Genomic DNA, 22,570 nt, shown 5'->3' with positions numbered 1-22,570 from the left:
ACAGCAGCCGCCGTGGGTCTGACGGCCCACCCGGAGGCGGCCGCGGCGCTCAGCGCGCTCACCACGGTCTACATCGCCGTGGTGAGCACCCAGCGCATGCGGGAGGAGCGTTCCACCCCACACCCGCCACAGGGCGAGGCACGCCAGCACGTCGCCGAACGCCGGGTCGCCGGCGACCAGGAGACCGTCCGGAGCGTCCCGTGCGACGGAGACGCCCCGACCACGAGCGACCGCGCCCGGCGAGGCGAGCCCGACCTCGGCACGGCGTCGCCCCTCGACCCGATCGAGCGGATCAGGCCGGACGCCGAGCCGCGCACCGAACGCATCCGGTTCCAGGACGAGCCGAACCGCCCCGCGACCGGACCGCGAACCCGGCGCGCCCCCTCCGCCGGAGACGAGTGACGGGAACAAAAAAGCAACCACCGGTTGCGCATCGAGGTTCGCCCAGGTTACGGTGGTCATGCAACCAAAGGTTGCGGATTATGACGAACGGGGAGGGCCTGTTGTGAGCATCGAGCACGAGATCCTGATCGAGGCGCCGGTGGACGTGGTCTGGCGGACGGTGACGGAGCCGGAGCAGATCGCCCAGTGGTTCAGCGACAAGGCGGAGATCGACCTGCGGGCCGGCGGCGACGGGACGCTGACCTGGGTCGACAAGGAGACGGCCGCGCAGGAGCAGGCGAAATTCGTCGTCGCGGCCGTCGAACCGCCGCACCGCTTCGCCTACCGCTGGGGCAATCCCGAAGGCACCCGGCCGGAGGAGGGCAACTCGACGCTGGTCGAGTTCAGGCTCGTCCCGGACGGCGACCGCACCCTGCTGCGCGTGACCGAGACCGGCCTGGACGAGACCGGCTGGACGGACGAGCGCAAGACCTTCTACACCGACGACCACAACGAGGGCTGGTCCAAGCACCTCGCCGACCTGGCCACCTACGCGGCGACCGGGGTCTCGCCCAAGTGACCGAGCATGACGAGGAACTGCTGGCGGCGGTGGCGGAGCCGAGCCGCCGCCGGCTCCTCGACGTGCTGCTCGCCAAGGGCGAGGCGACGCCCACGGCCCTCGCCGCTGACCTGCCGTTCACGCGCCAGGCCGTCGCGAAGCACCTGGCCGTCCTGCAACGGGCCGGGCTGGTCACGGCACGCCGCGACGGCCGCGAGGTGCGATACACCGTCCACCCCGACCGCCTGGACGAGGCGGCCCGCGCCCTGGCCGACGTGGCCGCCCGCTGGAACACCCGCCTCAGCCGAATCAAGACACTCGCCGAAACCGCCCACCGCGAGGCCCAACCTGCGGCCCAACACGACGACCACCCTTGACGCACTCTGCTCTCGCGCGACCAGCAGCGAGGCCGCAGCCGTCGTCAAGGCGAACGCCATCGGCATCCCGCTCAAGGAATAGCTGACGCGCCATAAGGCTCTAACGCCATCAGAGCCGGCGGCCGCGGTCAGGCCCATTCCCTGTGCGGGAACATCCGGTGCTTCAGGAGCAGGTCGAGTGCGCCGGCCGCCGCTTTCACGTCCCCGCATGGGGACACGAACCCGCCTCGCCCGTCTCCCGCCTCGAAGTAGCCCCATGCCTGGCCGGGCAGCGCCCGGACGGTCACCGCGACACCGATGTCATCGGCAGCGCCGCTGGCGTACACCCACAGCAGCGGCACGGGGAATCGCAACTCCTGCTTGTCGTACAGACCGACGCAGCGCCAGCCCATCGGCAGCAGCGCGACCCTCAGCAGTTCCAGCCTCTGTACCGCCACCTCGTGACCCGCGAACGTCCGCCACTCCAGCACGACCCGCCAGCGGCCGGCCGCCTGACGCACGCCTCGCGACGCCCCGACCAGGTCACGCCAGGACACGCGCCCACGTCCATTTCCCGTTCGGTTCGGTCGGGGTAACACCCCACCTGTGCGCCAGCGCTTCCACGATCGGCAGCCCCCGGCCGGACGTCCCGACCTGGTGTCCCGGCTCCAGCGCCGCAGCGTCCGGAACCGCAGCGTCGGACGCCGTTTCCACGGCCCGCCCGCGCACCGGCATCGCGTCCGAGCCGTCCCACACTTTCAACAGCACGCCGTGCGGCTCGCGCGTGAACCGCACTCGGATCTCCTTCCCGGACGTGTGACGCACCGCGTTCGTCGCCAGCTCACTGGCGATCAGCGTCACATCGTCGACGAGCCCGGCCAGCCCCCATTCCACAAGCCGCAGCTCCACCAGCGTCCGGACCTGCCCCGGAACCGTCGGCGCGGTCCGGAACGTCACCGCCAGACCTCCAGCGGCCACAACGCTCACACTCATCCCGCAGCCCGCCATCACGACCGCCGCGCGATCTGCCGCAGCACCAGGATCGCGCGCTCCGCCGACGCCGCCTCAGCGCCAACGGCCCCGAGCACGTGCCCGCGCTCGCCGCCCCACCGGAACCGCCGACCATCGCACGCGATCACCCGCTCACCACGGGCGCCCAGCGACACGGCCAGCGTTCCTCCGTCCACGGTCGCGCGATATCCCCGCTGCCTGAGCTGCACCGCCAACTCCACCAGCGGATTGCCCGTAACATCGTCCATAAGTCCGACTCCTTTCCAGTCGGGCCAGGGCCCCGGGACAAGTGCTGGTGACACCCCCGGGGCCCACTCCTTTATTTCTCTGCGACCCTCGCGTGGCGCGACAGAGCCAGGATAAATCGGACAATAACTGTCCAATTAGTCCGTTCTGGATATTCGATTGCGGGGGAAGGGAACACTTGCCCTGAGTCACCCTCCGCTTCGCGCTCCGAGGCATAGAATGCTCGCAGGAAGAGGAAGCGCGCCAGTTGTACGGGCATTTTTACTACCCCCGGGAGTGCCACATGAGCGCCGCCAACGAGCTTCGCCCAGAGGACTCATTCTGGAATCTAATCGCCGTCTACCTGCGAATGGAGCGCCTGCGGCGCGGGCTCTCGCAGTCCCAGGTCGCCGAGATCATTCAGGCCGACAAGCAGCGAGTAGCAAACACGGAGGCCGGACGCCTCAACATGACGTCCGTCCAGGCCGAGCAGCTTGACGAGGCTTGGGGCACTTTGTTCCGAGTTCTCCGCAAGTACGCCGTTACCCTCGGCCGCGACCAGGAGTGGTGGAAGCAACTCATCGACTTCGAGACCGGCGCCCTGATCGTCAAGTCCTACGTGTCGAAGTACATCCCAGTCCCGTTCCAGACGGAGACGTACGCACGGCAACTACTCACCGCCCGGCGAGGTGTCCGAGACATCGAGGCCGCTGTCAAAGGACGGATGGCCCGGTCGAGCCTCCTCCTGGACCAACTCCCAAAGCTCGACCTCTGGGCCCTGATCGACGAAGAGGCCCTGGACCCGCCGATCCCTTCCGAAGCCAAGCGGGAGCAACTCCAGGTGCTTCTGGACCTCACCGAACGAACTAGTGTGAGGATCATCCCGGCCAGAACCTGGCACATCGGCGGAGAAGGGAACTTCGAGCTGATCACCACATCAACCGGGGCAAACGTAGGCTACATGTGGGCCCAACTAGGGGGCCGACTGGTCCACGACGCCCCGGAGGTCAGGGAACTGGCGCTGCGGTACGACCGAATCGGGGCAAAGGCCCTAACCGAACACGGCTCACAAGAGCTGATAGAGCAGAAGTTGGAGCGTCTCAATGAACATCGAGTGGCGCAAGAGCAGCAGATCAGGCATGGGTGATACGGCCGGGGACTGCGTTGAACTGGCCTCGCTGGACGACAAGATCGGCATCCGCGACAGCAAGAACCCCCACGAGGGCCACCTCACCATCCCCCGTAACACCCTCCGCAACCTCGTCCGCCAGATCAAGACCGGCGGCCTGGACCACTAGGACTGTTGGACGGCCCTTCGATAGGGCCGTCCCCCTCCTGTGTGAGGTCTCGCCCGGTGAAGGAAGTCTCGGACCTGGGGCTCGGTCCGCCAAGGGGTGAGAGCCGTGGTCAACTCCTGCACGTAGTGGTGGGCGCGCTTCGAGTTGACGCGGGAGAGGATGTCGACGGACCGATTCCCCAGATCAAGGCCATGGTCAAGTTCCCGGTCTTGGATATGGACGGTGGCGACAATGGCTAGGCGCATGCCGACCGAGCGGGTGTAAACGCCGGAGGCCATCGCCGCTGCCTGCCGGTGCCAGGCAAGCGCTTCTTTGGGTTTGTGCAGGTCGCGGTAGATTTCAGAAGCGTCGGCGGACAGCCGGGCATGCGTGTAGAAGTCGATCCAGTGCGGCTCGTCCGCCCCATCGCGCATTCGTCCCAGCATGGTCTCAGAGTCGGCGAGGGCGCGGGACGCGGCTCGGCCGTCCTTGGCCCGGGCATGTGCACGAGCCTCGATCAGCTTGGTGAACGCCAGGACCCGTGGAGCGGCGATGGTCTTGGCGCGCTCGAAGGCACCTTCAGCCATGTCGATGGCTTCGGTGGGGAAGCCACGCATGAGCGCTTGCATGGCCATGGTGGTGAGCACGTAGCAGCCGAGTTGGACGTCGCCGGCGGCTCTGGCGAGACGCAGCGCCTGGATGAAGTGACGTTGGGCCGCTTCGTGATGATTGATGTCGAACGCGGTCCAGCCGGCCAGCCGTGAGAGTTCGGCGGTGACCGAGTACAACTGCTGACCGATCTCCGCGGAGTATGTGCCGTTCAGCAACGGTGTCGCGCGGTGGTTCAGGCAATCGGCGACGGAGGTTGAGCGCCAATTCCCACCGCCGTATCGCGAATCCCAGACTCGGGCGGCATCGGCCGACTCACGGAGTTCTTCAACGTCGGCGCGACCAACGCGGACGCCGCCACGGTGGTCGGCGGGTACGTCGGCGGGGGCGATCAGCCAGCGGGTCACCGGGGTGGAGAAGGCAGTGATCGCGAAGCTGGATCCGAGGAAGTCACGGCGGTTCACAGAACTCCAGAATGATGTTGCGGCACGTACGGCATCGGCGGTTCCTCTGGGGAATTCCAACCCCAGATCCGCCGCGGCCGCCTTGTGATCAGGCATGCCGATGTCAGCGAGTTGGACTCGCCTGCCGAGCCGCTCACTCAAAGCATGCGCGATCAGCCTGGGGATGGGCCACGTGGGAACCATGCCCCGACGGCACCAGTTCGCCACCGACGTGTGGGTGTAGTTGGTGGACATACCTTGCCGACGGGCGAGCTCGTTGACCCGGAAGGCCAGTGCGTTGTGGCTGGCTCCTGAAGATTCAATGAGCCGGGTCAAGGCCGTGTTGGGCGGTCTGGCCCGGCGCGTTGTGGACGCCACGTCCATCCCCTCACAAGCGTGCGAGTGAGGTTTCGACCGTACTCCCAGTCCCCCGTCCCGCACATCGGGTGTGCGATCTGTGAGCCCCCCTTGTGAGCCTCCCCCGACATCTCAGACCGGAGGTTTCCTGAACCTCAGAGACCGTGTCCCGGGACGGCACCTCTCCCGAACGCAGCCGGCCAACACCATCTCGTGGCGATGTGAAAGGGGTTCGACGCTCATGTGCGGAATCGCAGGTCTGGCCGGTCTGGACGCCACCGCCCACCTGACGACGGTCAGAGCAATGGGCCACACCCAGGACCACCGGGGCCCGGACGGCACTCGCTGCGCGGTATCCACCGACAGCCGGGCGGTGCTGGCGATGAACACGCTGCGGATCGTCAACCTCGACGTGCCATTGGGCCCGTACGCTGATCCTGGCTCGGGACTTCTGCTCACCTTCAACGGCGAGATCTACAACTGTCAGCGTGTCGCCGCCGACTGGGGCATCACCCTAGGAGCCGGGGAGAGCGACGCTCACCTGCTGCTGCGAGCTTGGGCTCGGGCTGGCCCGGCATGCCTGGAAGCACTGGACGGCATGTTCGCCTTCGCGATCTATGACCCGCGCTCGGGCACCCTGTTCCTGGCTAGAGACCGGCTCGGGGAGAAGCCGCTGTACTGGCGGCTGGACGGCGGCAGGCTCGCTTTCGCCTCTGAAGTGACCACGCTCACCGGATACGGAGCTGCGCCAATGGTGGCCCGGCCGGAGATGCTGGCGATCGAGACCTGCACCGGCGTGGACACCCCTTTCCAGGGGATCCAAGCGCTCGCTCCTGCCACGCTGCTAGCGTTCCAGGTCGCTGCCGGATCGCTGGACCAGCGACTGTGGTGGGATCTGGCCCGCACCACTCCGGCAGTTCCCTGCTCCGGCGAGAAGCGGTCCTACTCTGAGCTGCTGGCCGAGTTTTGCGGCCTGCTGGCCGAGGAGATCCCGCTGCGGGCACCCGCAGGTGACTTCGCGCTCCTGCTGTCAGGTGGCCTGGACTCTTCGGTCTTGGCCTATTTGATGCGGCCCAGCATGTGCGTGACCGTCCGCTACCCGGGCCAGGACCGCCTGGACGAATCGAGGCTCGCCACCCGGGTCGCTCACGACATCAACGCCGAGCTGGTGATCGTCGAACCTGACGTCAGGCGCTTCAGCCGGCACCTGCCCGACATCGCACGTGCCCTGGACTACCCGATGGGCAACGCGTCCATCTTCTCCGAGTACATGGCCTACCACGCGATCCACGACCTGGGGTTGCGCGTGGTGATCGGCGGGCTGGGCCCCGACGAGCTCCTAATGGGTTACGTAAGGCACGCAATGACCCTGTACGGCGCCAACGCGGTACTCGACGCCGGGCTGGAGTCCTACCAACCGCTGGCCGGCAAACTCATGTATCCGGCCGGGCAGGAACTGCCGGTCGCCGACCAGATCACCCGGCTGGTCCTACGCGGGCCCGACCCTGACAGCCGGATCAACGTACTGGTGTCCGACGCGCTCCAGCGCGCCGACGGGGACATTGCGCGCGCCTGGACACTGGTCGAGCTGGCGACGAGCTGGCGGCCTCTGGTCGCCACCAGCGACAAACTTGCTTCCTCCTTCGGGCTGGAACGCCGGTCCCCCTATCTAGCCCGATCGCTGGTGGAACTGTCCTACTGGCTTCCGACTTCCTGCAAGATCGACCAACCCGCACTGGGTAAGCGAATTCTGCGTGACGCCGCCCGGCTCTTCGGGCTTCCCGCCGAGGTGTGGGACAACCGGGACAAGCTCGGGTTCGCCTCGCCGGTCCCAGCCTGGATCACGGGTGAGCTGCGGTCGTTCACGGACCATCGGATCGCCATCGCGCTGCGCGGATGCCCGCCTTCGGTGCAGCCTTTGTTGGAGGCGGGTCTCGCCTCCTCGGAGCCCTACAGCCGAACTCGGATGGTGGCGTTGCTCACCGCGTTTTGGCTGGCCACAAGCTCGGCGAGGATTGCCGCGTGACGAATGCCCGGGCCACTACCGTAGCCGGATGCAGAAGACCTCTGAACAAACTCACGCGCCCCTCGCCGCATCACAGCCTGAGCGCGGCGCGGTCGCCATCATCGTCAACGGGGCCAGGGAAGTCTTGCTCCACCTGCGCGATGACATCGAAGGAATCGCCTGGCCAGGCTACTGGAGCCTGCTCGGTGGAGGTTGCGACCCGGGCGAAACCCCGGCCGACGCCATCGTGCGCGAGCTCCACGAGGAGGCCGGCCTGGAGGTCGGCAACCTGGCCGAGGCCTTCGCCGTCCACGACGAGGACGGCTCCGGACAGATGATCAGCTTCTTCGTCGGATACTGGGACGGCGACGAGCAGGCGCTGCCGCTGAACGAAGGCGTCAAGCTCCAGTTCTTCCCCCCACACCAGCTCTCCGAGCTGACCATCCCCCCCTACATCAGTGACGGCATCCGCCGCGCCATCACCGACCGACCCACCTGAACGGCCGGCAGTCTCGACGAGCTCGACGTCACCAGCACCCCCGCCCGGCATGACCCTCACCCACCCGGCCGCACGGCGCGGTGTGCGTCACCCAGTTCGAGGCGCCCACCGAGCAGCACGGCGACACCATCGCCGTCCTGGCGGCGGGCAAGAAGCTCACCTTCAAGGCACGGGCCGCCGCCGCGCTGGAATCGCTGCTGAGCGGAGCGCCGGTGGAATTTCACCGGCGCCGACACCCGCACCGTGGCGGTGGCACCGGAATTGTCCTTTGGGCTACACCGGCTCCGGGGAACCTGCACGAACAGCTCATGCCAATCGGTCACTTCTTCTCGGCTACCCCCACATGGCCTGACCTGGTCTGATCTCGCCGCCGCAGGAGCACGGCCGCCGACCAGGTCGAGACCGCGACGGCGATCATGCCGATGCCGCCTCCGACGAACCCGGCGGCCGGACGGGGAGCGGCGAGCATCGGCAGGAGCAGCGTCCCCGCCGTCCCCGCCGCACGCAGCACGGTCTGATCCAACCTCATCCACGCCACCCGCTCGTCGCGGCCGAACGAGCCGAGATGCGTACGAAGGCCGACCGCGGTGAAGGGGCCGGCCGCACCAGCGGCCGCCGACAGCACAACGATCTGCAACGTTGTTCCCGCGGCTCCCGTCGCGACCATCACCAGGCCGTAGCAGATCCACGCGACGCAGTACGCACCGGGAATCACACTCGCCCGGCGCCAGTGCCCGGCCACCGCATTCGCGACGACAGCACCGGCGCCCGTCGCGGTCATCGCCGCCGCATACGTCCGCGCGTCCGCGGCACCGCGCGCCGACAGCAGCGCCGGCAGCACCAGCGAGACCCCGAGCAGCATTTGCCCGGCGCCGTGCATGCCGATCATGCAACCCGTCACCGGCCGGGCACGCACCAGGGCACGCGCTCGCAGCCGCCGCCTCACACCAAACGGCCCCACGGGAGCTCCACGACCAGGCGCGGATGCTCCGCGGGCCGCAACGGCCAGCGCCACGCCGCTCACCGCGAACGTACAGGCGTCGACCACGTAGAGCTGCACCTCTGACACCACAATGAGCAGCAGCCCCGCAGCGCCCGGACCGGCGACTCGCGCAATCCGGCCCATCAGATCCATCAGCCCCGTCACCTGCTGTACCTGTTCAGCCGGGACCAGATCGGGGACGAGCGCACCCAGGTTCGGGTCGAACAACGCCCCCAGCAAGCCGAGCACCGCGGCCACGATCAGAAGCAGGGCCAGGCTCGGTCCGCGCAGCGTCCACGCCAGCGGCAGGACGGCGACCACCGCCATCCTCGCCAGGTCCAGGACAGCGAGTTTGCCGAGGCCCGCCCACCAGCCCAGCAACCGTTGCCCGAACACGCCCACCAGCACGTACGGGACGGACTCGGCGACGGCCACCAACCCCATCCAGGCGGCCGATCCAGTGGTGTCCCACACCAGCCACATCACGGCCAGCGCGTACATCCGGTCGCCCAGCACACTGAGGGTCTGCGCGATCCACAGCAGCAGGATCCGGGGTTGCCGCAACAGCCGCAGATACCCCACAGGCCCCTCCACGCCATCGAGGACACGGCGGCCTCAGCCTGCCTCAAGATCATGTTTCGCCGTGCCGATTCAAAGGCGTGGCGCAGATCGGCGAGCCTCTGGCGGTGCTGCGGTCGGCGGTTGTTGCCTGCGAGTAGGACTACGGCTCGTCCCGGACGGCGACCGCACCCTGCTGCGCGTGACCGAGACCGGCCTGGACGAGACCGGCTGGACGGACGAGCGCAAGACCTTCTACACCGACGACCACAACGAGGGCTGGTCCAACGGGCCGGGCTGGTCACGGCACGCCGCGACGGCCGCGAGGTGCGATACACCGTCCACCCCGCCCGCTGGAACACCCGCCTCAGCCGAATCAAGACACTCGCCGAAACCGCCCACCGCGAGGCCCAACGCGAACCCCAACAGAACAACCAGTCCTAGAAGGCAGGTCGAGTGCTTCGGCCGCCGCTTTCACGTCCGCGCACGGGTGCCTCCGTCGGGGTGGAGAGTGTTCCGAGGTCGTGGGAGTAGAGCCAGCCGGTGGCCTTCTCGTAGAAGTGCCGGAAGAAGATCGGCATGATCAGGTCGTTCAGGCGGCGGGCGATCGGACCGGCGGTCTTGGCATCCCGGTTGCTCGCGGCGGACCTGACCAGCTTGGCGATGCGCGCGCGTCGCCGCTGGTCGTACCTCCGCAGTCCGTCCGCGATCGTCGCGGTCCCGGCGACCGTCTGGGCGAGCACGAGCGCGTCCTCGATGGCCATGGAGGCGCCTTGCCCGGCGCCGACCGGGTGCCCGGCATCACCCACGAGAGCGATGCGGTCGTTGTGACGCACCGGAACCTCGGGGAGCACATGCATGGGCGTCGGCCGGTGGACGGACGTCGTCGCCTTGAGGATGGCCTGCGGCAGCTCCTCGAAGCGGTAGAGATCGCTCAGCCGGTCCAGCCATTCCGCGTCCCCGACGCCGTTCAGCTCCGGCCGTTCGGCTGCGGCGACCTGCGCTGACCACCAAAGGGAGCCGTCGGGAGCGGGCAGGTGGATGAAGGCGCCGTTGCGCGCGAAGACCATGTTGAACGTGCCCTGCTCGACCCCGACGTTCTCGGCGACGCCCGAGATGCTGTAGAGGCCCGCGTAGGCCGGTGCCGGGGCGGACGGGTCGAGGACCGTCCGGGTCGTGGACCAGATGCCGTCGGCGCCGATCAGCAGATCGGCTTCCGCCACGCGCCCGCTCGCGAACTCGGCTCGGACACCGTCCTGCGTGGTGACCGCGCCGACCAGCCGCTCACCGGTGACGATCCGGGCGCCCGAGCGCGCGGCCCTCGCGCGAAGCACCGCCACTAGGTCGGCACGCATCAGCGTCACGCTGTGCAGCGGGTCAGCGGTGAGCCGGCCTCGGGGCACGTCGCCCAGCAGCTTCCCGGAACTGCCCCACATGCGCTGCCGCGCGACGTCGAAGCCGGACCGCTGAACCTCCTCCAGGCAGCCGAGCTCGTCGAGCACGCGCAGCCCGTTGCTCGCCAGGCTCAGGAAGGAGCCGACCTGCCCCGCGGGATCCTCGTACGCCTCGTACACCGTCACCTCGGCGCCGATGCGCCGCAGCGCGATTGCCCCGGCGGCCCCTGCGACTCCGCCGCCCACGACGATCACCTTCACGACACTCCCTGAATGTTGATTCACCGAATCTCTATTCGGTGAAGTGGGGTTCAGTATCATGTGGCCATCGATGGACGTCAAGGGAGGACCACCGGTGGGTGTGCGAAAGGCGCGCGCGGCCGAGACCGAGGCGGCGCTCAAGGGGGCGGCCCGGAGGCTGTTCGTCGAGGACGGCTATCTCAACGTCAAGATCACCGACATCGCGCAGGCGGCGGGACGGTCGACGGGCTCGTTCTATGACCATTTCTCCAGCAAGGAGGACCTGCTCAAGAGCCTGCTGGCCGATCTTGAGGCCGACGCCGACGCGGAACTCGAGCCGCATCCGCACGACCACGACCTCACCGACCGGGCCCAGTTGCGGTGGCACGTCGCGATCGTCTGGAAGGTGTTCCGGGAGCATCTACCGGTCGTGGTCGCGATGTACCAGTCCGCCGCGGCCGAGAAGCCGGGCACCGGTCACGCTTGGCAGACCCTCACGACCGAGACCGAGACCTTTCGAGACCACCTGGAGTACCTGCGGGAGAAGGGTCACGTGCTGCCCGGCGATCCGGCACTCGTGGCGGCCGCGATGGGGGCGATGCTGTCGATGCTCGGCTACGCCGTCCTCACCGCCGGCGAGCACGCACCGGCCTTCACCGACGACCAGATCATCGACACGCTCACCTCACTCCTCCTCAACGGTCTGACCGGCTGATTCGGCACTCGCTCGCGGTTCTCCCCATGCGAGGGCCGCCGCCGCGGTCGGCGGTCGTCGCAGGCGGGTAGGAGTCCCCCCGACCACCCCCGTTCGGGGGTGGCGTGGGTCACTCGCCATGGCGAACGATCCTTCTACCGGGTGTCCGTGCGGCTACGAGGAGAGACCATGCCCGCAGTCGAGTTCCGTGCGGCGCGCGACTTCCTGCTCGCGCATCGCGATGACTACGCGACCGCGTACGAGAAGTTCCGCTGGCCCGTCCTGACCGGGTTCAACTGGGCGCTGGACTGGTTCGACAAGATCGCCGAGAGCAACGACTCGCCCGCGCTGTGGATCGTGGAGGAGGACGGGTCCGAGGCGCGGTACTCGTTCTCGCAGATGTCGCGGCGGTCGAACCAGGTGGCGAACCTGCTGCGGCGGTCCGGTGTGCGGCGCGGCGACCGGATCATCCTGATGCTCGGCAACCAGGTCGAGCTGTGGGAGACGGTGCTGGCCTCGATGAAGCTCGGGGCCGTGATCATTCCTTGCACGCCGCTGCTGGGGACGACCGATCTCCAGGACCGGCTCATTCGCGGCAAGGCACGGCATGTGGTGGTCGGTTCGGCGGACGCGGGGAAGTTCGACGGCGTCCAGGGTGAGTTCACGAAGATTGCTGTGGGCGACCCTGTGGATGGGTGGGTGCGGTTCGCGGATGCCTATGAGGACGCGGAGTCGTTCACGCCGTATGGGCTCACCATGTCGCGGGACACCTTGTTGCTGTACTTCACGTCCGGGACGACGGCGAAGCCGAAACTGGTCGAGCACACGCACGCGTCCTACCCGGCCGGGCACCTGTCGACGATGTACTGGATCGGGCTGCGGCCGGGGGACGTCCATCTGAACATCTCGTCGCCGGGGTGGGCGAAGCACGCGTGGAGCAACGTTTTCGCACCGTGGGACGCGGAAGCGTGCGTCTTCATCTTCAACTACACGCGGTTCGACGCCGACCGGCTGCTCGACACACTCGAACGGTGCGGGATCACTAGTTTCTGTGCGCCACCGACCGTGTGGCGGATGCTGATCCAGTCCGATCTGGGACGGCTGGCCAACCCGCCTCGCGAGGTGGTCGCGGCCGGTGAGCCGCTCAATCCCGAGGTGATCGAGCGCGTGAAGGACGCCTGGGGCCGGACGATCCGGGACGGGTTCGGGCAGACCGAGACCACCGTGCAGATCGCCAACACGCCAGGGCAGACGGTCAAGCCGGGTTCGATGGGACGTCCCGTGCCCGGCTACAAGGTTGCGCTGATCGATCCGGTCACCGGGGAGCCGGGCGACGAGGGCGAGATCTGCCTCGACCTGGAGGACCGTCCGCTCGGGCTGATGACCGGCTACCACGGCGACGACGCGCGCACGGACGAGGCGATGGCGGGCGGCTACTACCACACCGGCGACATCGGCTCCCGGGACGAGGACGGATACATCACCTACGTCGGACGCTCCGACGACGTGTTCAAGGCGTCCGACTACAAGATCTCGCCGTTCGAGCTGGAGAGCGTGCTGATCGAGCACGACGCGGTCGCGGAGGCGGCCGTGGTGCCCTCGCCCGACCCGGTCAGGGCGGCCGTGCCGAAGGCGTACGTGACGCTCGCCGCCGGGTGGGAGCCCGACGCGGCCACGGCGAAGGCGATCTTCGAGCACAGCCGGGCGCAGCTGTCGCCGTACAAGCGGATCCGGCTGCTGGAGTTCGGCGCGCTCCCGAAGACGATCTCCGGGAAGATCCGCCGCGTCGAGCTGCGAACGAGCGAGATAGACAAGCATCCGGGAGTGGAGGACCGGCCCGAGGGCGAGTTCCGCGAGGAGGACCTGCGATGACCTCCTCGTACGCGTCGGGCGTGGCCAGCACGCCGCTGCTCGGCGACACGATCGGCGCGAACCTCGCCAGGACGGTCGCGGCCTTCGCCGATCGCGACGCGCTGGTGGAGCGGGCGTCCGGCCGCCGCTGGACGTACGGGCAGCTCGCCGACGACGTGGACGCCGTCGCGCTCGGCCTGCGCGACCTCGGCGTCGTCAAGGGCGACCGGGTCGGGATCTGGTCGCCGAACTGCGCGGAGTGGACGCTCGTCCAGTACGCGACGGCCAAGCTCGGCGCGATCCTGGTGAACATCAACCCGGCGTACCGGGTGCACGAGCTGGAGTTCGTCCTCAACCAGGCCGGGATCAGGACGCTGGTGTCCGCGCCCGCGTTCAAGTCGTCCGACTACGCGGCGATGATCGACGAGGTCGGGCCGAAGTGCGCGGCGCTGCGGGACGTCGTCCTGATCGGCACGCCGCGGTGGGACGCGCTCATGGAGGCGGGGCGCGGCGACGACCCGGCCGTCCTCACCGAGATCGGCCGGACGCTCACCGCCGACGACCCGATCAACATCCAGTACACGTCCGGGACGACGGGCTTCCCCAAAGGCGCGACGCTCTCGCACCACAACATCCTGAACAACGGCTTCTTCGTCGGCGAACTGTGCGCGTACGACGAAGAGGACCGCATATGTGTTCCGGTGCCGTTTTATCACTGCTTCGGAATGGTGATGGGCAACCTCGCGGCGACCAGCCACGGCGCGTGCGTGGTGATCCCGGCTCCGGCGTTCGACCCGAAGGCGACGCTGGACGCCGTCGCCGCCGAACGGTGCACGTCGCTGTACGGGGTGCCGACGATGTTCATCGCCGTCCTGAACGAGCCGTCGCTGGACGACCTCGACCTGTCGAGCCTGCGCACCGGGATCATGGCGGGGTCGCCGTGCCCCGTCGAGGTGATGAAGCAGGTCATCGACCGGCTCGGGATGGGCGAGGTCGCGATCTGCTACGGCATGACGGAGACGTCCCCGGTGTCGACGCAGACGCGGGCGGGCGACTCGCTCGACCGCCGCGTCTCCACGGTCGGACGCGTGCAGCCGCATCTGGAGATCAAGGTGATCGACCCGGAGACGGGCGTCACGGTCCCGCGGGGCACGCCAGGCGAATTCTGCACGCGCGGCTATTCGGTGATGCTCGGCTACTGGGACGAGCCGGAGAAGACGTCCGAGGCGATCGACGCGGCGCGCTGGATGCACACCGGCGACCTGGCCGTGATGGACGACGACGGCTACGTCAGCATCACCGGCCGGATCAAGGACATGGTGATCCGCGGCGGCGAGAACATCTACCCGCGCGAGATCGAGGAGTTCCTCTACACCCATCCCGACATCGTGGACGCGCAGGTCATCGGCGTCCCGGACGAGAAGTACGGCGAGGAGCTGATGGCCTGGGTGCGGCTGCGCGAGGGCGTCCCGGACCTCACCGCCGCAGCCCTGCGCACGTTCTGCGAGGGCAGGCTCGCCCACTTCAAGATCCCGCGCTACGTGCACGTCGTGGACGAGTTCCCGATGACGGTCACCGGGAAGATCCGCAAGGTGCAGATGCGCGCGGAGGCCGTCGACATCCTGGGCCTCGGCGACGCCTAGGACCTCCCCGCGTTACTTTCTGCGTGAAGGGCTTTCGAGACGCCGTCTCACCGGGCATGCTCGGAGCATGGGTGCGCCGATCTCGAGGGAACGAATGCCGGGCGGGCCGGGGAGCGCCTCTTCCAGAGCGCCCGCAGGACCCAGAACTCCCAGGATGACGCGCGATGACGCGGGCGCCGTCCGGTCGGCGGTGCTCGCGCTGCACCGGACGACCGGCCTTCCCGTGGTGTTCGGCGGCGCGGTGTCCGGGGGCGCCTCGGGCGGCGGGCACGACCGGCTCCACATCACCGAGCTGGTCGGCAACACGACCGACTCGCTGAACGGGCTCGTCGTCCGCCACGGCAACGGGCTCGGCGGCAAGGCGATGGCGATGGCGCGCCCGCTGTGGGTGAGCAACTACCCGTGCTCGGCGTCGATCAGCCACGACTACGACAAGCCGGTCGGACGCGAGGGGCTGCTATCCATCCTCGCGGTACCGATCGTCGTCCGGCGGCGGGTGCGCGGCGTCCTGTACGGCGCGCTGCGCGAACCGCTGTCGCTCGCCGACCGTGTCGTGGGCGCCGCCGTCCAGGCCGCTCGCGACCTCGAGCAGGACATCGCCGTCCAGGACAGGGCGGACGAGGCGGTCGCCCGCGCACGTCCCGCCGTGCCGGAGTCGGCGGCGCGCTGGGAGGAGGTCAGGGCCGTCCACGCGGAACTGCGCGCCCTGGCCGAGAGGGTCGAGGACGCACCGACCCGCGACCGCCTCCGCGAGGCGTCGCTCCGCCTGGCCGCCGCCGGGCTGAACGAGCCGGACGGCTCCCCGCGTCCCGTCCTGTCACCGCGCGAGCTGGACGTTCTCTCCTACGTGGCGATCGGCTGCACCAACGCGGAGGCAGCCGAACGCCTGGGCCTGCTCCCCGAAACGGTCAAGAGCTACCTGCGCTCAGCGATGCGCAAACTCGACAGCCACACCCGCCTGGAGGCGGTCACCACCGCCCGCCGCGCCGGCCTCCTCCCCTAGCCGACCAGCCAGCGCAGGACGGATAAAACCGCGGGGCCGCGCGGTTCTTTCCTTCCTCGCAATCGGGCCCGGCGACGGGGTCAGCGTCGCGTGCGGATGCGCGTCGTCCAGTGCAGATCGGCCCCCGTGGCGCACTGCCTGGACGGAGCGTTCATCACACGCCGGCTGCGCCGGGCCGTGATCGCTCGGCCGTCCCGCCCGCTCCAGGGACGGGGACGTCCGTCCCCCGATATGCACTGGAAACCGTAACATCTCGGCGAACAACAATGTTCGTGGTATTCGTCGTAAACGGGTTTCCTCGGCGGGCCCGAACACGTTGGTAGCTTGTCCGTGTGGACTCCGACGGCTTCACCTCGCTGCCGCGCGGGCGTCATCACCTCACCCGCGCACAGGTCACGGCCTCCCAGCGGGAACGCATGCTCCAGGGCATGACGCAGGCCGTCGGGGAGAAGGGCTACGCCCGCACCACCGTCGCCGACGTGCTGAAGCGGGCGCACGTGTCCCGCGAGACGTTCTACGAGCATTTCGCCGACAAGCAGGCGTGCTTCCTCGCCGCGTACCAGGCCGCCGCCGACCGCATCGAGGGCGTCGTCTCGGCGGCGCTCTCGGCCTCCGGCGAGCCGGTGATGGGACGGCTCGAACAGGCCCTGTACGCCTACCTGCGGGAGCTGTCGGCGGACGGCGGCGCGGCGCGCATGTTCCTGCTCGAGATCTACGCGGCGGGCCCTGCGGCGACGGCGCTGCGGTACACCGTCCAGCGCGGGTTCGTCGAGATCGTCGTCGGGCTGCTGGTGGAGGACGAGCGGTTCCGCACCCTGCCCGACCCGGAGTTCGCGTGCGAGATGCTCATCGGCGGGGTGGCGTCCCTGGTGACCGGGATGGTCGCGATGGGTCAGCACGCCTCGCTCCCGAAGCTGTGCACGCCGATCCTCGCCCACTTCAGGTCGCTCCTCGACCGCTAGGCCGCCGCCCGGCCGTCGAGCCGTCCCGCCGTCCCGCCGTCCCGCCGTCCGGCCCTCCGGCCCTCCGGCCGTTGAAGCGTGGCGGTGACCGGCGGGGCCGCCGCGCGCAGGCCCCGCCGGTCGGCACCTGTCAGATGAAGATGCTCAGCCCGGCCGCCATCGCGAAGCCGACGATCGACAGGATCGTCTCCAGCACCGTCCACGTCTTGATGGTGTCGCGGACGGACATGTTGAAGTAGCGCGAGATGATCCAGAACCCGCCGTCGTTGACGTGCGAGGCGATGATCGAGCCCGCGGAGATCGCGATGGCGATCAGCGCGATGTGCGGGTCCGCGTAGTCCTCGGCCTTCACCAGCGGCGCGACGATGCCGCCGGTGGTGACGATCGCGACGGTCGCCGAGCCCTGCGCGACCCGGAGCCCGCACGCGATCAGGTAGGCGAGCACGATCACCGGCAGGCCCGCGTCCGACATGGTTCCGGCGAGGGCCTTGCCGACCCCGGTCGCCGACACGACCGCGCCGAAGAACGCGCCGCCGCCGATGACCAGCAGGATCATGCCGATCGGGCGGAGCGACTTGGCGGCGAGGTCGGACAGCTCCGCGGTCGAGATGCCGCGCCGGATGCCCAGCAGGTACATGGCGAGCAGCACGGCGAGGGTGAGCGCGACGACGGGGTTGCCGATGAACGTCAGGGTGGGCAGCGCGGGGCTGTCCTCCCACCACACGGTGCTGAACGTGGCGAGCAGGATCAGCACGAGCGGCACCGCGATGATCAGCCCGACGAGGGCGAGGGACGGCTCCGGCTCCGGCTCCGCGTCCTTCTTGGCCTTCTCCTTCTCCGCGACGACGTACTCGTCCGGCACCTCGACGAAGACGCGCTTGCCGATCCAGGCGCCCCACGCGACGCCCGCGACGAGGAACGCCGGGATGCCGCAGATCAGGCCGAAGATGATGAGCCAGCCGAGCGGGACTTCGAGGAGCCCGGCGACGGCCACCGCGCCGGGGTGCGGCGGCAGGAACGCGTGCGTCATCGACAGCCCCGCGAGCAGCGGCATCGCGTACAGGACGAGGGAGCGCCCGCCCCGCCTGGCGGTGATGTAGACCAGCGGCGCGAGGACGAAAATACCCACGTCGAAGAAGACGGGGATGCCGAAGATGAGCCCGGCGAGGCCCATCGCGAGCGGCGCGCCGCGTTCGCCTGCGACGCTCAGCAGCCGCCGGGTGAGGACGTCCGCGCCTCCGGACCGCTCCAGGATCGCACCGAGGATGGTGCCGAGCCCGACGATCGGCGCGATGTGCCCGAGGAGCCCGCCGAAGCCCTTCTCCAGCACGGACTCCTTGGAGCTGAGCGCGGTGCCGACGATCTCCTCGACGCTCAGCCCGGCGACCAGCGCGAGGGCGAGGCCGGAGACGAGCAGCGCGATGAACGGTTCCAGCTTGACCTTGATGATGAGGAACAGCAGGACCGCGATGGACACGGCGCACAGCGTCAGCAGCCCGCCCGTCTCTTCTTGCAGCCAATGGACCATTGACGTGACCCTCTCGGTGAATGGGGGTTGGGGGATGCCGAGGGTGATGGGCGATAGGCGTTAGGCGTCAGGCGGGGTTGGTGGCGGGGTCTCAGGAGTCGGCGGGACGGGAGTCGGGAGGACGGGAGTCGGGGGCCTAGGCGGGGGTCAGGCGGTCGTTCCGGTCGGGGTGCGGCGGAGGGAGCGGCCGGGGAGCGCTCCGGTGTGGCGTCCGCCGGAGATGACGGGCGTGCCGCCGACGAGCACGTGCACGACGCCCTCGGCCTGCTGCTTCGGGTCGTCGAACGTGGCGGTGTCGCGGACGGTCGCGGGGTCGAACAGGACGAGGTCGGCGTGGTAACCGGGGCGGACGAGCCCGCGGTCTTCGAGGCGGAGGCGGCGGGCGGCGCGTCCGGTCAGGTGCGCGACGCACTCTTCGAGGGACAGGACGCCCAGCTCGCGGACGTAGTGGCCGAGGTAGCGCGGGAACGTCCCCCAGGCGCGCGGGTGCGGTTTCGCGGCGGCCAGGAGCCCGTCGCTGCCGCCGGTGTGGCACGGATGCCGCATGATCGCCTGGACGTTCTCCTCGTGCCCGACGTGCTGGAGGATCGTGGTGGCGAGGTCGTCGGCGATCAGCCGCTCGCAGTAGACGTCGAACTCGGGACGCCCGGACGCGGCGGCGAGCTGCGCGACCGTCCGTCCGACGACGGAGGCGTCCGGGGAGCCGGAGATCTCGATCGTCTCCCATTCGGCGGGGACGCCGTGGCAGCCGTCCGACCCCTCGACCTCCATCGCGTGCCGGATCCGGGCCTTCTCGGCGGGGTCGTGGAGCCGCGCCAGCAGCGCCGAAGGTCCGCCCGCGGACGCCCAGCTCGGCAGCAGCGCGGCGAGGGTCGTGGAGCCCGGCAGGTAGGGGTAGGTGTCGAGGGTGATGTCGCAGCCGTCGGCGATCGCGTCGTCCAGGAGGCTCAGCAGCTCGGGCGCGCGTCCCCGGTTGACGCCGAAGTTCATCGTCGCGTGCGCGAGGTGCAGCGGGCAGCCAGAGCGGCGCGACAGCTCGACCATCTCGGCGTACGCCTCCAGCGCGCCCGCCCCGTACGAGCGGTGGTGCGGCGCGTAGAACCCGCCGAGGGACCCGACGACACGGCACAGCTCGGCCAGTTCCGCATCGTCGGCGTACATCGCGGGCACATAGGTGAGGCCGCTGGACATCCCGACCGCGCCCTCGCGCATGCCGGTCGCGACCAGTTCGCGTTGCCGGTCGAGTTCCGCTTCCGTCGGCGGACGGTCTTCCCAGCCCACCGCGAGCATCCGCACCGTGCCCTGCGGGACGAGATAGCAGGCGTTGACCGCGATGCCCTGGTCGAGGCGGTCGAGGTATTCGCCGACGGTCCGCCACGACCAGTCGAAGCCGGGCGGGTCGGTGTTCCAGCCGGCGATGGCGCGGCGGGTGTCGGCGAGGGTGGCGTCGTCGACGGGCGCGTAGGACAGGCCGTCCTGGCCGATGACCTCGGTCGTCACGCCCTGGCTCACCTTGGCGAGATGGTCGGGCTCGATGAGCAGCGCCAGGTCGGAGTGGGCGTGCATGTCGATGAACCCGGGGGCGAGGACGAGGCCGTCCGCGTCGATGACGGTGGTCCCGGAGAGGCCGTCGCCGATCTCGGTGATCCGGCCTTCGCCGATCGTGACGTCGGCGACGCGGCCGGGGGCTCCGGTGCCGTCCACGACGGTCGCGCCGCGGATCACGGTGCCCGGCATCAGAACCACGTCCTGACAAGGTCGATCACGGCGGGATGATCGGCTTCGGCGTCGTCCAGGACGGGGATCAGCGTCCATTTGTCGAGCGCGGTGCAGGGATGCGACAGGCCCAGCTTCACCACGTCACCGACCTCCACGGAAGCGTCCTCCAAGAACGCGTGCTGGTCGTTGACGGCGGTGACCTGCGCCTTCTCGACCGCCTCCGGCCCCTTCCCCCGGACGAGCTGCGGCATCGGAAGCCCTTCGTCGAACGGCAGGTCGCGTTTGCCTGCGTCCAGCAGCGCGAGCGCGGGCTCCGGACGGGACACGACCCGCGCCCAGCCGTGCATCGCCGACCGCAGCCGCGCGTCTCCGGCGCCGCGCGAGAACGGCGAGATCTCCCGGTAGAACCCGTCGTCGTGGACGATGTAGGCCCCCGACCGCAGCACGACCTGGCCGCCCACGCCGCCGAGCACGTCCGCGACCTGGTCGAAGAAGGAGCTGCCGCCCGCCGTCACGATCGGCTCGCCGGTCTCGTAGTCGAGGCCGCCGAACAGGTTCGCCATCCGGCGCAGGTAGGCGTCGACGGCGCCGCGCCCCTCGTCGGACGCGTCGTGCGCGAGCGCGCCCTCGTATCCGGCGAGCCCGGCGAGGCGCAGCGTCGGCGCGTCGCGGACGGCGGCCGCGAGCGCGCGGGCGTCGCCGTCGTCGCGGACGCCGGTGCGCCCGTGCGGCCCGCCGATCTCGACGCACACGTCGACCGGGCGCTGGGCGCGGGCGAGGCGGAGGGCCTCGTCCATCAGCGCGACCGAGCGCGGCGAGTCGACCCAGGACGTGAACTCGAACTCCGGATGCTCCTCCAGCTCGGCGGCCAGCCAGGCGAGGCCCGCCGGGTCGAGGAGCGCGTTCGCGAGCATGACCCGCCGGACGCCGAACGCGCGGGCGACGCGGAGCTGCGGCAGGTTCGCGACCGTGACGCCCCAGGCGCCCGCGTCGAGCTGCCGCCGCCACAGCTGCGGGGCCATCGTCGTCTTGCCGTGCGGGGCGAGCGCGACGCCCGCCGCGTCCACCCAGCGCGCCATCGTCCGGACGTTGTGGTCGAGCGCGCCCGCGTCCAGCGTCAGCAGCGGGGTGCCGAAGTCGTCGAGGGGCGGACGGTTCGCGCGGACATCCGCAACCGACATCCCGTGCAGCGACGCCGGAATCGCTTTGAAGCGCCAGTCGAGCCGCTCCTCGCCGAGCGCGTCGATCGCCCCGGCGTCGATGCTCGCGACCATCATGACCTCCGTCATTGCACATATTGCAACGATAATTGCGTCTTGTGCTGTTGTGGTTGTAACATCACCCGCGGGTGCCGGTCAACGACCCGGGGCTACCCACGGAGGGAGCCTGAATGAGCCAGAGCCTCGGACGCGCGCTCGCGATCCTCGGCGAGCTCGGCGAGGGGCCGCGGACTCTGGACGAGCTGGCCGCGAAGGTCGGCGTCCACAAGACGACCGTGCTGCGGCTGCTGCGGACCATGGAGTCCGGACGGTTCGTTCACCGCGACTCCGACCACCGCTTCCACCTCGGCTCCCGGCTGTTCGCGCTGGCGGGCGCGGCGCTGGAGCAGCGCGGCATCCGGGACGTCGCCGCCCCCCACCTGGCCCGGCTGAACGAGGAGACCGGGCAGACGATCCACCTCGGCGTGTACGAGGGCGGCAACGTCATCTACCTGGACAAATACGACTCGCGGCACTCGATCCGCATGTACTCGCGGGTCGGGCTGAGCATGCCGCTGCACGCCACCGCGATCGCCAAGGTGCTGCTCGCCGACCTCCCCGAACCGCGCCGCCGCCGCGTCGCCGAGGAGATCGAGTACACCCCGTTCACCGAGCACACCCTCACCGGCCCGGCCCCGCTCCTGGACGAGCTGTCCCGCGTCGCCGACCAGGGCTACGCGCTGGACGACGCCGAGCACGAGACGTTCATCCGCTGCGTCGCCGCCCCCGTCCGGGACGCCACCGGACGCGTCATCGCCGCCGTCTCCATCTCGGTTCCCGAGGTCGTGCTGAGCCGCGACGAGGTCCTCGCCCTGCTGCCCGCCCTCCTCGACACCGTCCACGCCGTCTCCACCGCCTGCGGCCACACCGCCCCCTGACCCGAAACCCCTGGACAAGATCCTCAGCGAGGCCACAGGTCGTGCGGCCGGAGGGCGCCCAGCGCCCGGAGGTCGTGCGGCCGGAGGGCGCCCAGCGCCCGGAGGTCGCACGACCTGCCGGTCGGGGGGCCGGTTCG

Annotated in this window: 23 protein-coding genes; 13 read left to right on the top strand and 10 right to left on the bottom strand. The window is 69.5% G+C overall.

Going from position 1 to position 22,570, the window contains the following annotated elements; genetic code table 11:
* Nucleotides 1–12 precede the first annotated feature (12 nt).
* From ACH35V_RS00115 to ACH35V_RS00105, 3 genes are all read left to right on the top strand, one after another.
* Nucleotides 13–402 (top strand): hypothetical protein, encoded by a 390-nt coding sequence (locus tag ACH35V_RS00115; RefSeq protein WP_395969396.1) that lies wholly within the window; start codon nucleotides 13–15, stop codon nucleotides 400–402.
* A 103-nt stretch (nucleotides 403–505) separates the two neighbouring features.
* Entirely contained in the window at nucleotides 506–961 is a 456-nt protein-coding gene (locus ACH35V_RS00110) for an SRPBCC domain-containing protein (protein ID WP_395969395.1), read from the top strand.
* Nucleotides 958–1,317 carry an ArsR/SmtB family transcription factor gene (locus ACH35V_RS00105; protein ID WP_395969394.1) on the top strand — a complete coding sequence of 120 codons (360 nt, stop codon included), beginning with the start codon at nucleotides 958–960 and terminating at the stop codon, nucleotides 1,315–1,317. The genes ACH35V_RS00110 and ACH35V_RS00105 overlap by 4 nt, the downstream gene beginning before the upstream one ends.
* Before the next feature lie 128 nt (nucleotides 1,318–1,445).
* On the opposite strand, the gene ACH35V_RS00100 is transcribed toward ACH35V_RS00105, so the two are convergent.
* The 3 genes from ACH35V_RS00100 to ACH35V_RS00090 are packed head-to-tail and all read right to left on the bottom strand — an operon-like array spanning nucleotide 1,446 to nucleotide 2,555.
* Nucleotides 1,446–1,853, bottom strand: coding sequence for a hypothetical protein (locus ACH35V_RS00100; RefSeq protein WP_395969393.1), 408 nt, complete (start codon nucleotides 1,851–1,853; stop codon nucleotides 1,446–1,448).
* Nucleotides 1,840–2,253, bottom strand: coding sequence for an ATP-binding protein (locus ACH35V_RS00095; RefSeq protein WP_395969392.1), 414 nt, complete (start codon nucleotides 2,251–2,253; stop codon nucleotides 1,840–1,842). The genes ACH35V_RS00100 and ACH35V_RS00095 overlap by 14 nt, the downstream gene beginning before the upstream one ends.
* A 50-nt stretch (nucleotides 2,254–2,303) precedes the next feature.
* Nucleotides 2,304–2,555, bottom strand: a complete 252-nt coding sequence (locus tag ACH35V_RS00090) for a hypothetical protein (RefSeq protein WP_395969391.1) — start codon at nucleotides 2,553–2,555, stop codon at nucleotides 2,304–2,306.
* A gap of 281 nt (nucleotides 2,556–2,836) precedes the next feature.
* On the opposite strand from ACH35V_RS00090, the gene ACH35V_RS00085 reads away from it, so the two are divergent.
* Together ACH35V_RS00085 and ACH35V_RS00080 are read left to right on the top strand one after the other, a co-directional pair.
* Nucleotides 2,837–3,679: a Scr1 family TA system antitoxin-like transcriptional regulator gene (locus ACH35V_RS00085; RefSeq protein ID WP_395969390.1), complete on the top strand. Its 843-nt coding sequence runs from the start codon at nucleotides 2,837–2,839 to the stop codon at nucleotides 3,677–3,679.
* A complete protein-coding gene (locus tag ACH35V_RS00080; protein WP_395969389.1) occupies nucleotides 3,672–3,830 on the top strand; it encodes a DUF397 domain-containing protein in 159 nt (52 codons plus the stop codon). The genes ACH35V_RS00085 and ACH35V_RS00080 overlap by 8 nt, the downstream gene beginning before the upstream one ends.
* Here ACH35V_RS00080 and ACH35V_RS00075 read toward each other — a convergent pair.
* A complete protein-coding gene (locus tag ACH35V_RS00075) occupies nucleotides 3,827–5,239 on the bottom strand; it encodes a sporulation protein (RefSeq protein ID WP_395969388.1) in 1,413 nt (470 codons plus the stop codon). The genes ACH35V_RS00080 and ACH35V_RS00075 overlap by 4 nt on opposite strands.
* A 283-nt stretch (nucleotides 5,240–5,522) precedes the next feature.
* Between ACH35V_RS00075 and ACH35V_RS00070 the strand changes: the two genes are divergently transcribed.
* Both ACH35V_RS00070 and ACH35V_RS00065 read left to right on the top strand, forming a co-directional pair.
* On the top strand, nucleotides 5,523–7,244 hold the full coding sequence (locus ACH35V_RS00070) for an asparagine synthetase B family protein (RefSeq protein ID WP_395969387.1): 1,722 nt from the start codon (nucleotides 5,523–5,525) through the stop codon (nucleotides 7,242–7,244).
* Between the two features lie 28 nt (nucleotides 7,245–7,272).
* Nucleotides 7,273–7,722: an NUDIX hydrolase gene (locus tag ACH35V_RS00065; RefSeq protein WP_395969386.1), complete on the top strand. Its 450-nt coding sequence runs from the start codon at nucleotides 7,273–7,275 to the stop codon at nucleotides 7,720–7,722.
* 56 nt (nucleotides 7,723–7,778) lie between these two features.
* On the opposite strand, the gene ACH35V_RS00060 is transcribed toward ACH35V_RS00065, so the two are convergent.
* The 3 genes from ACH35V_RS00060 to ACH35V_RS00050 form a co-directional block, all read right to left on the bottom strand.
* Nucleotides 7,779–8,045: a hypothetical protein gene (locus ACH35V_RS00060; protein WP_395969385.1), complete on the bottom strand. Its 267-nt coding sequence runs from the start codon at nucleotides 8,043–8,045 to the stop codon at nucleotides 7,779–7,781.
* Nucleotides 8,042–9,286 carry an MFS transporter gene (locus ACH35V_RS00055; protein ID WP_395969384.1) on the bottom strand — a complete coding sequence of 415 codons (1,245 nt, stop codon included), beginning with the start codon at nucleotides 9,284–9,286 and terminating at the stop codon, nucleotides 8,042–8,044. Before ACH35V_RS00055 ends, ACH35V_RS00060 begins: the two co-directional genes overlap by 4 nt.
* Nucleotides 9,287–9,702: 416 nt before the next feature.
* Nucleotides 9,703–10,917 (bottom strand): FAD-dependent monooxygenase, encoded by a 1,215-nt coding sequence (locus ACH35V_RS00050; protein WP_395969383.1) that lies wholly within the window; start codon nucleotides 10,915–10,917, stop codon nucleotides 9,703–9,705.
* Nucleotides 10,918–11,011: 94 nt separating this feature from the next.
* Here ACH35V_RS00050 and ACH35V_RS00045 point away from each other — a divergent pair, with 94 nt between their 5' ends.
* From ACH35V_RS00045 to ACH35V_RS00025, 5 genes are all read left to right on the top strand, one after another.
* Nucleotides 11,012–11,611: a TetR/AcrR family transcriptional regulator gene (locus ACH35V_RS00045; RefSeq protein WP_395969382.1), complete on the top strand. Its 600-nt coding sequence runs from the start codon at nucleotides 11,012–11,014 to the stop codon at nucleotides 11,609–11,611.
* Nucleotides 11,612–11,779: 168 nt separating this feature from the next.
* Nucleotides 11,780–13,462 carry an AMP-binding protein gene (locus tag ACH35V_RS00040; protein WP_395969381.1) on the top strand — a complete coding sequence of 561 codons (1,683 nt, stop codon included), beginning with the start codon at nucleotides 11,780–11,782 and terminating at the stop codon, nucleotides 13,460–13,462.
* Nucleotides 13,459–15,084 (top strand): AMP-binding protein, encoded by a 1,626-nt coding sequence (locus tag ACH35V_RS00035; protein WP_395969380.1) that lies wholly within the window; start codon nucleotides 13,459–13,461, stop codon nucleotides 15,082–15,084. The genes ACH35V_RS00040 and ACH35V_RS00035 overlap by 4 nt, the downstream gene beginning before the upstream one ends.
* Nucleotides 15,085–15,238: 154 nt before the next feature.
* A complete protein-coding gene (locus ACH35V_RS00030) occupies nucleotides 15,239–16,087 on the top strand; it encodes a response regulator transcription factor (RefSeq protein ID WP_395969379.1) in 849 nt (282 codons plus the stop codon).
* A 332-nt stretch (nucleotides 16,088–16,419) separates the two neighbouring features.
* Entirely contained in the window at nucleotides 16,420–17,049 is a 630-nt protein-coding gene (locus tag ACH35V_RS00025; protein ID WP_395969378.1) for a TetR/AcrR family transcriptional regulator, read from the top strand.
* Nucleotides 17,050–17,179: 130 nt separating this feature from the next.
* On the opposite strand, the gene ACH35V_RS00020 is transcribed toward ACH35V_RS00025, so the two are convergent.
* From ACH35V_RS00020 to ACH35V_RS00010, 3 genes are all read right to left on the bottom strand, one after another.
* On the bottom strand, nucleotides 17,180–18,577 hold the full coding sequence (locus ACH35V_RS00020) for a GntP family permease (RefSeq protein WP_395969377.1): 1,398 nt from the start codon (nucleotides 18,575–18,577) through the stop codon (nucleotides 17,180–17,182).
* Nucleotides 18,578–18,724: 147 nt separating this feature from the next.
* Entirely contained in the window at nucleotides 18,725–20,314 is a 1,590-nt protein-coding gene (locus ACH35V_RS00015) for an amidohydrolase family protein (protein WP_395969376.1), read from the bottom strand.
* Nucleotides 20,314–21,585 carry an amino acid deaminase gene (locus ACH35V_RS00010; protein WP_395969375.1) on the bottom strand — a complete coding sequence of 424 codons (1,272 nt, stop codon included), beginning with the start codon at nucleotides 21,583–21,585 and terminating at the stop codon, nucleotides 20,314–20,316. Before ACH35V_RS00010 ends, ACH35V_RS00015 begins: the two co-directional genes overlap by 1 nt.
* Before the next feature lie 101 nt (nucleotides 21,586–21,686).
* Between ACH35V_RS00010 and ACH35V_RS00005 the strand changes: the two genes are divergently transcribed.
* Nucleotides 21,687–22,433, top strand: coding sequence for an IclR family transcriptional regulator (locus tag ACH35V_RS00005; protein WP_395969374.1), 747 nt, complete (start codon nucleotides 21,687–21,689; stop codon nucleotides 22,431–22,433).
* The last annotated feature ends 137 nt before the right edge of the window (nucleotides 22,434–22,570 follow it).

The organism is Actinomadura sp. 1N219 (assembly GCF_044326405.1).
Taxonomy (GTDB): domain Bacteria; phylum Actinomycetota; class Actinomycetes; order Streptosporangiales; family Streptosporangiaceae; genus Spirillospora.
This window is presented reverse-complemented; position numbering and strand designations above follow the sequence as displayed.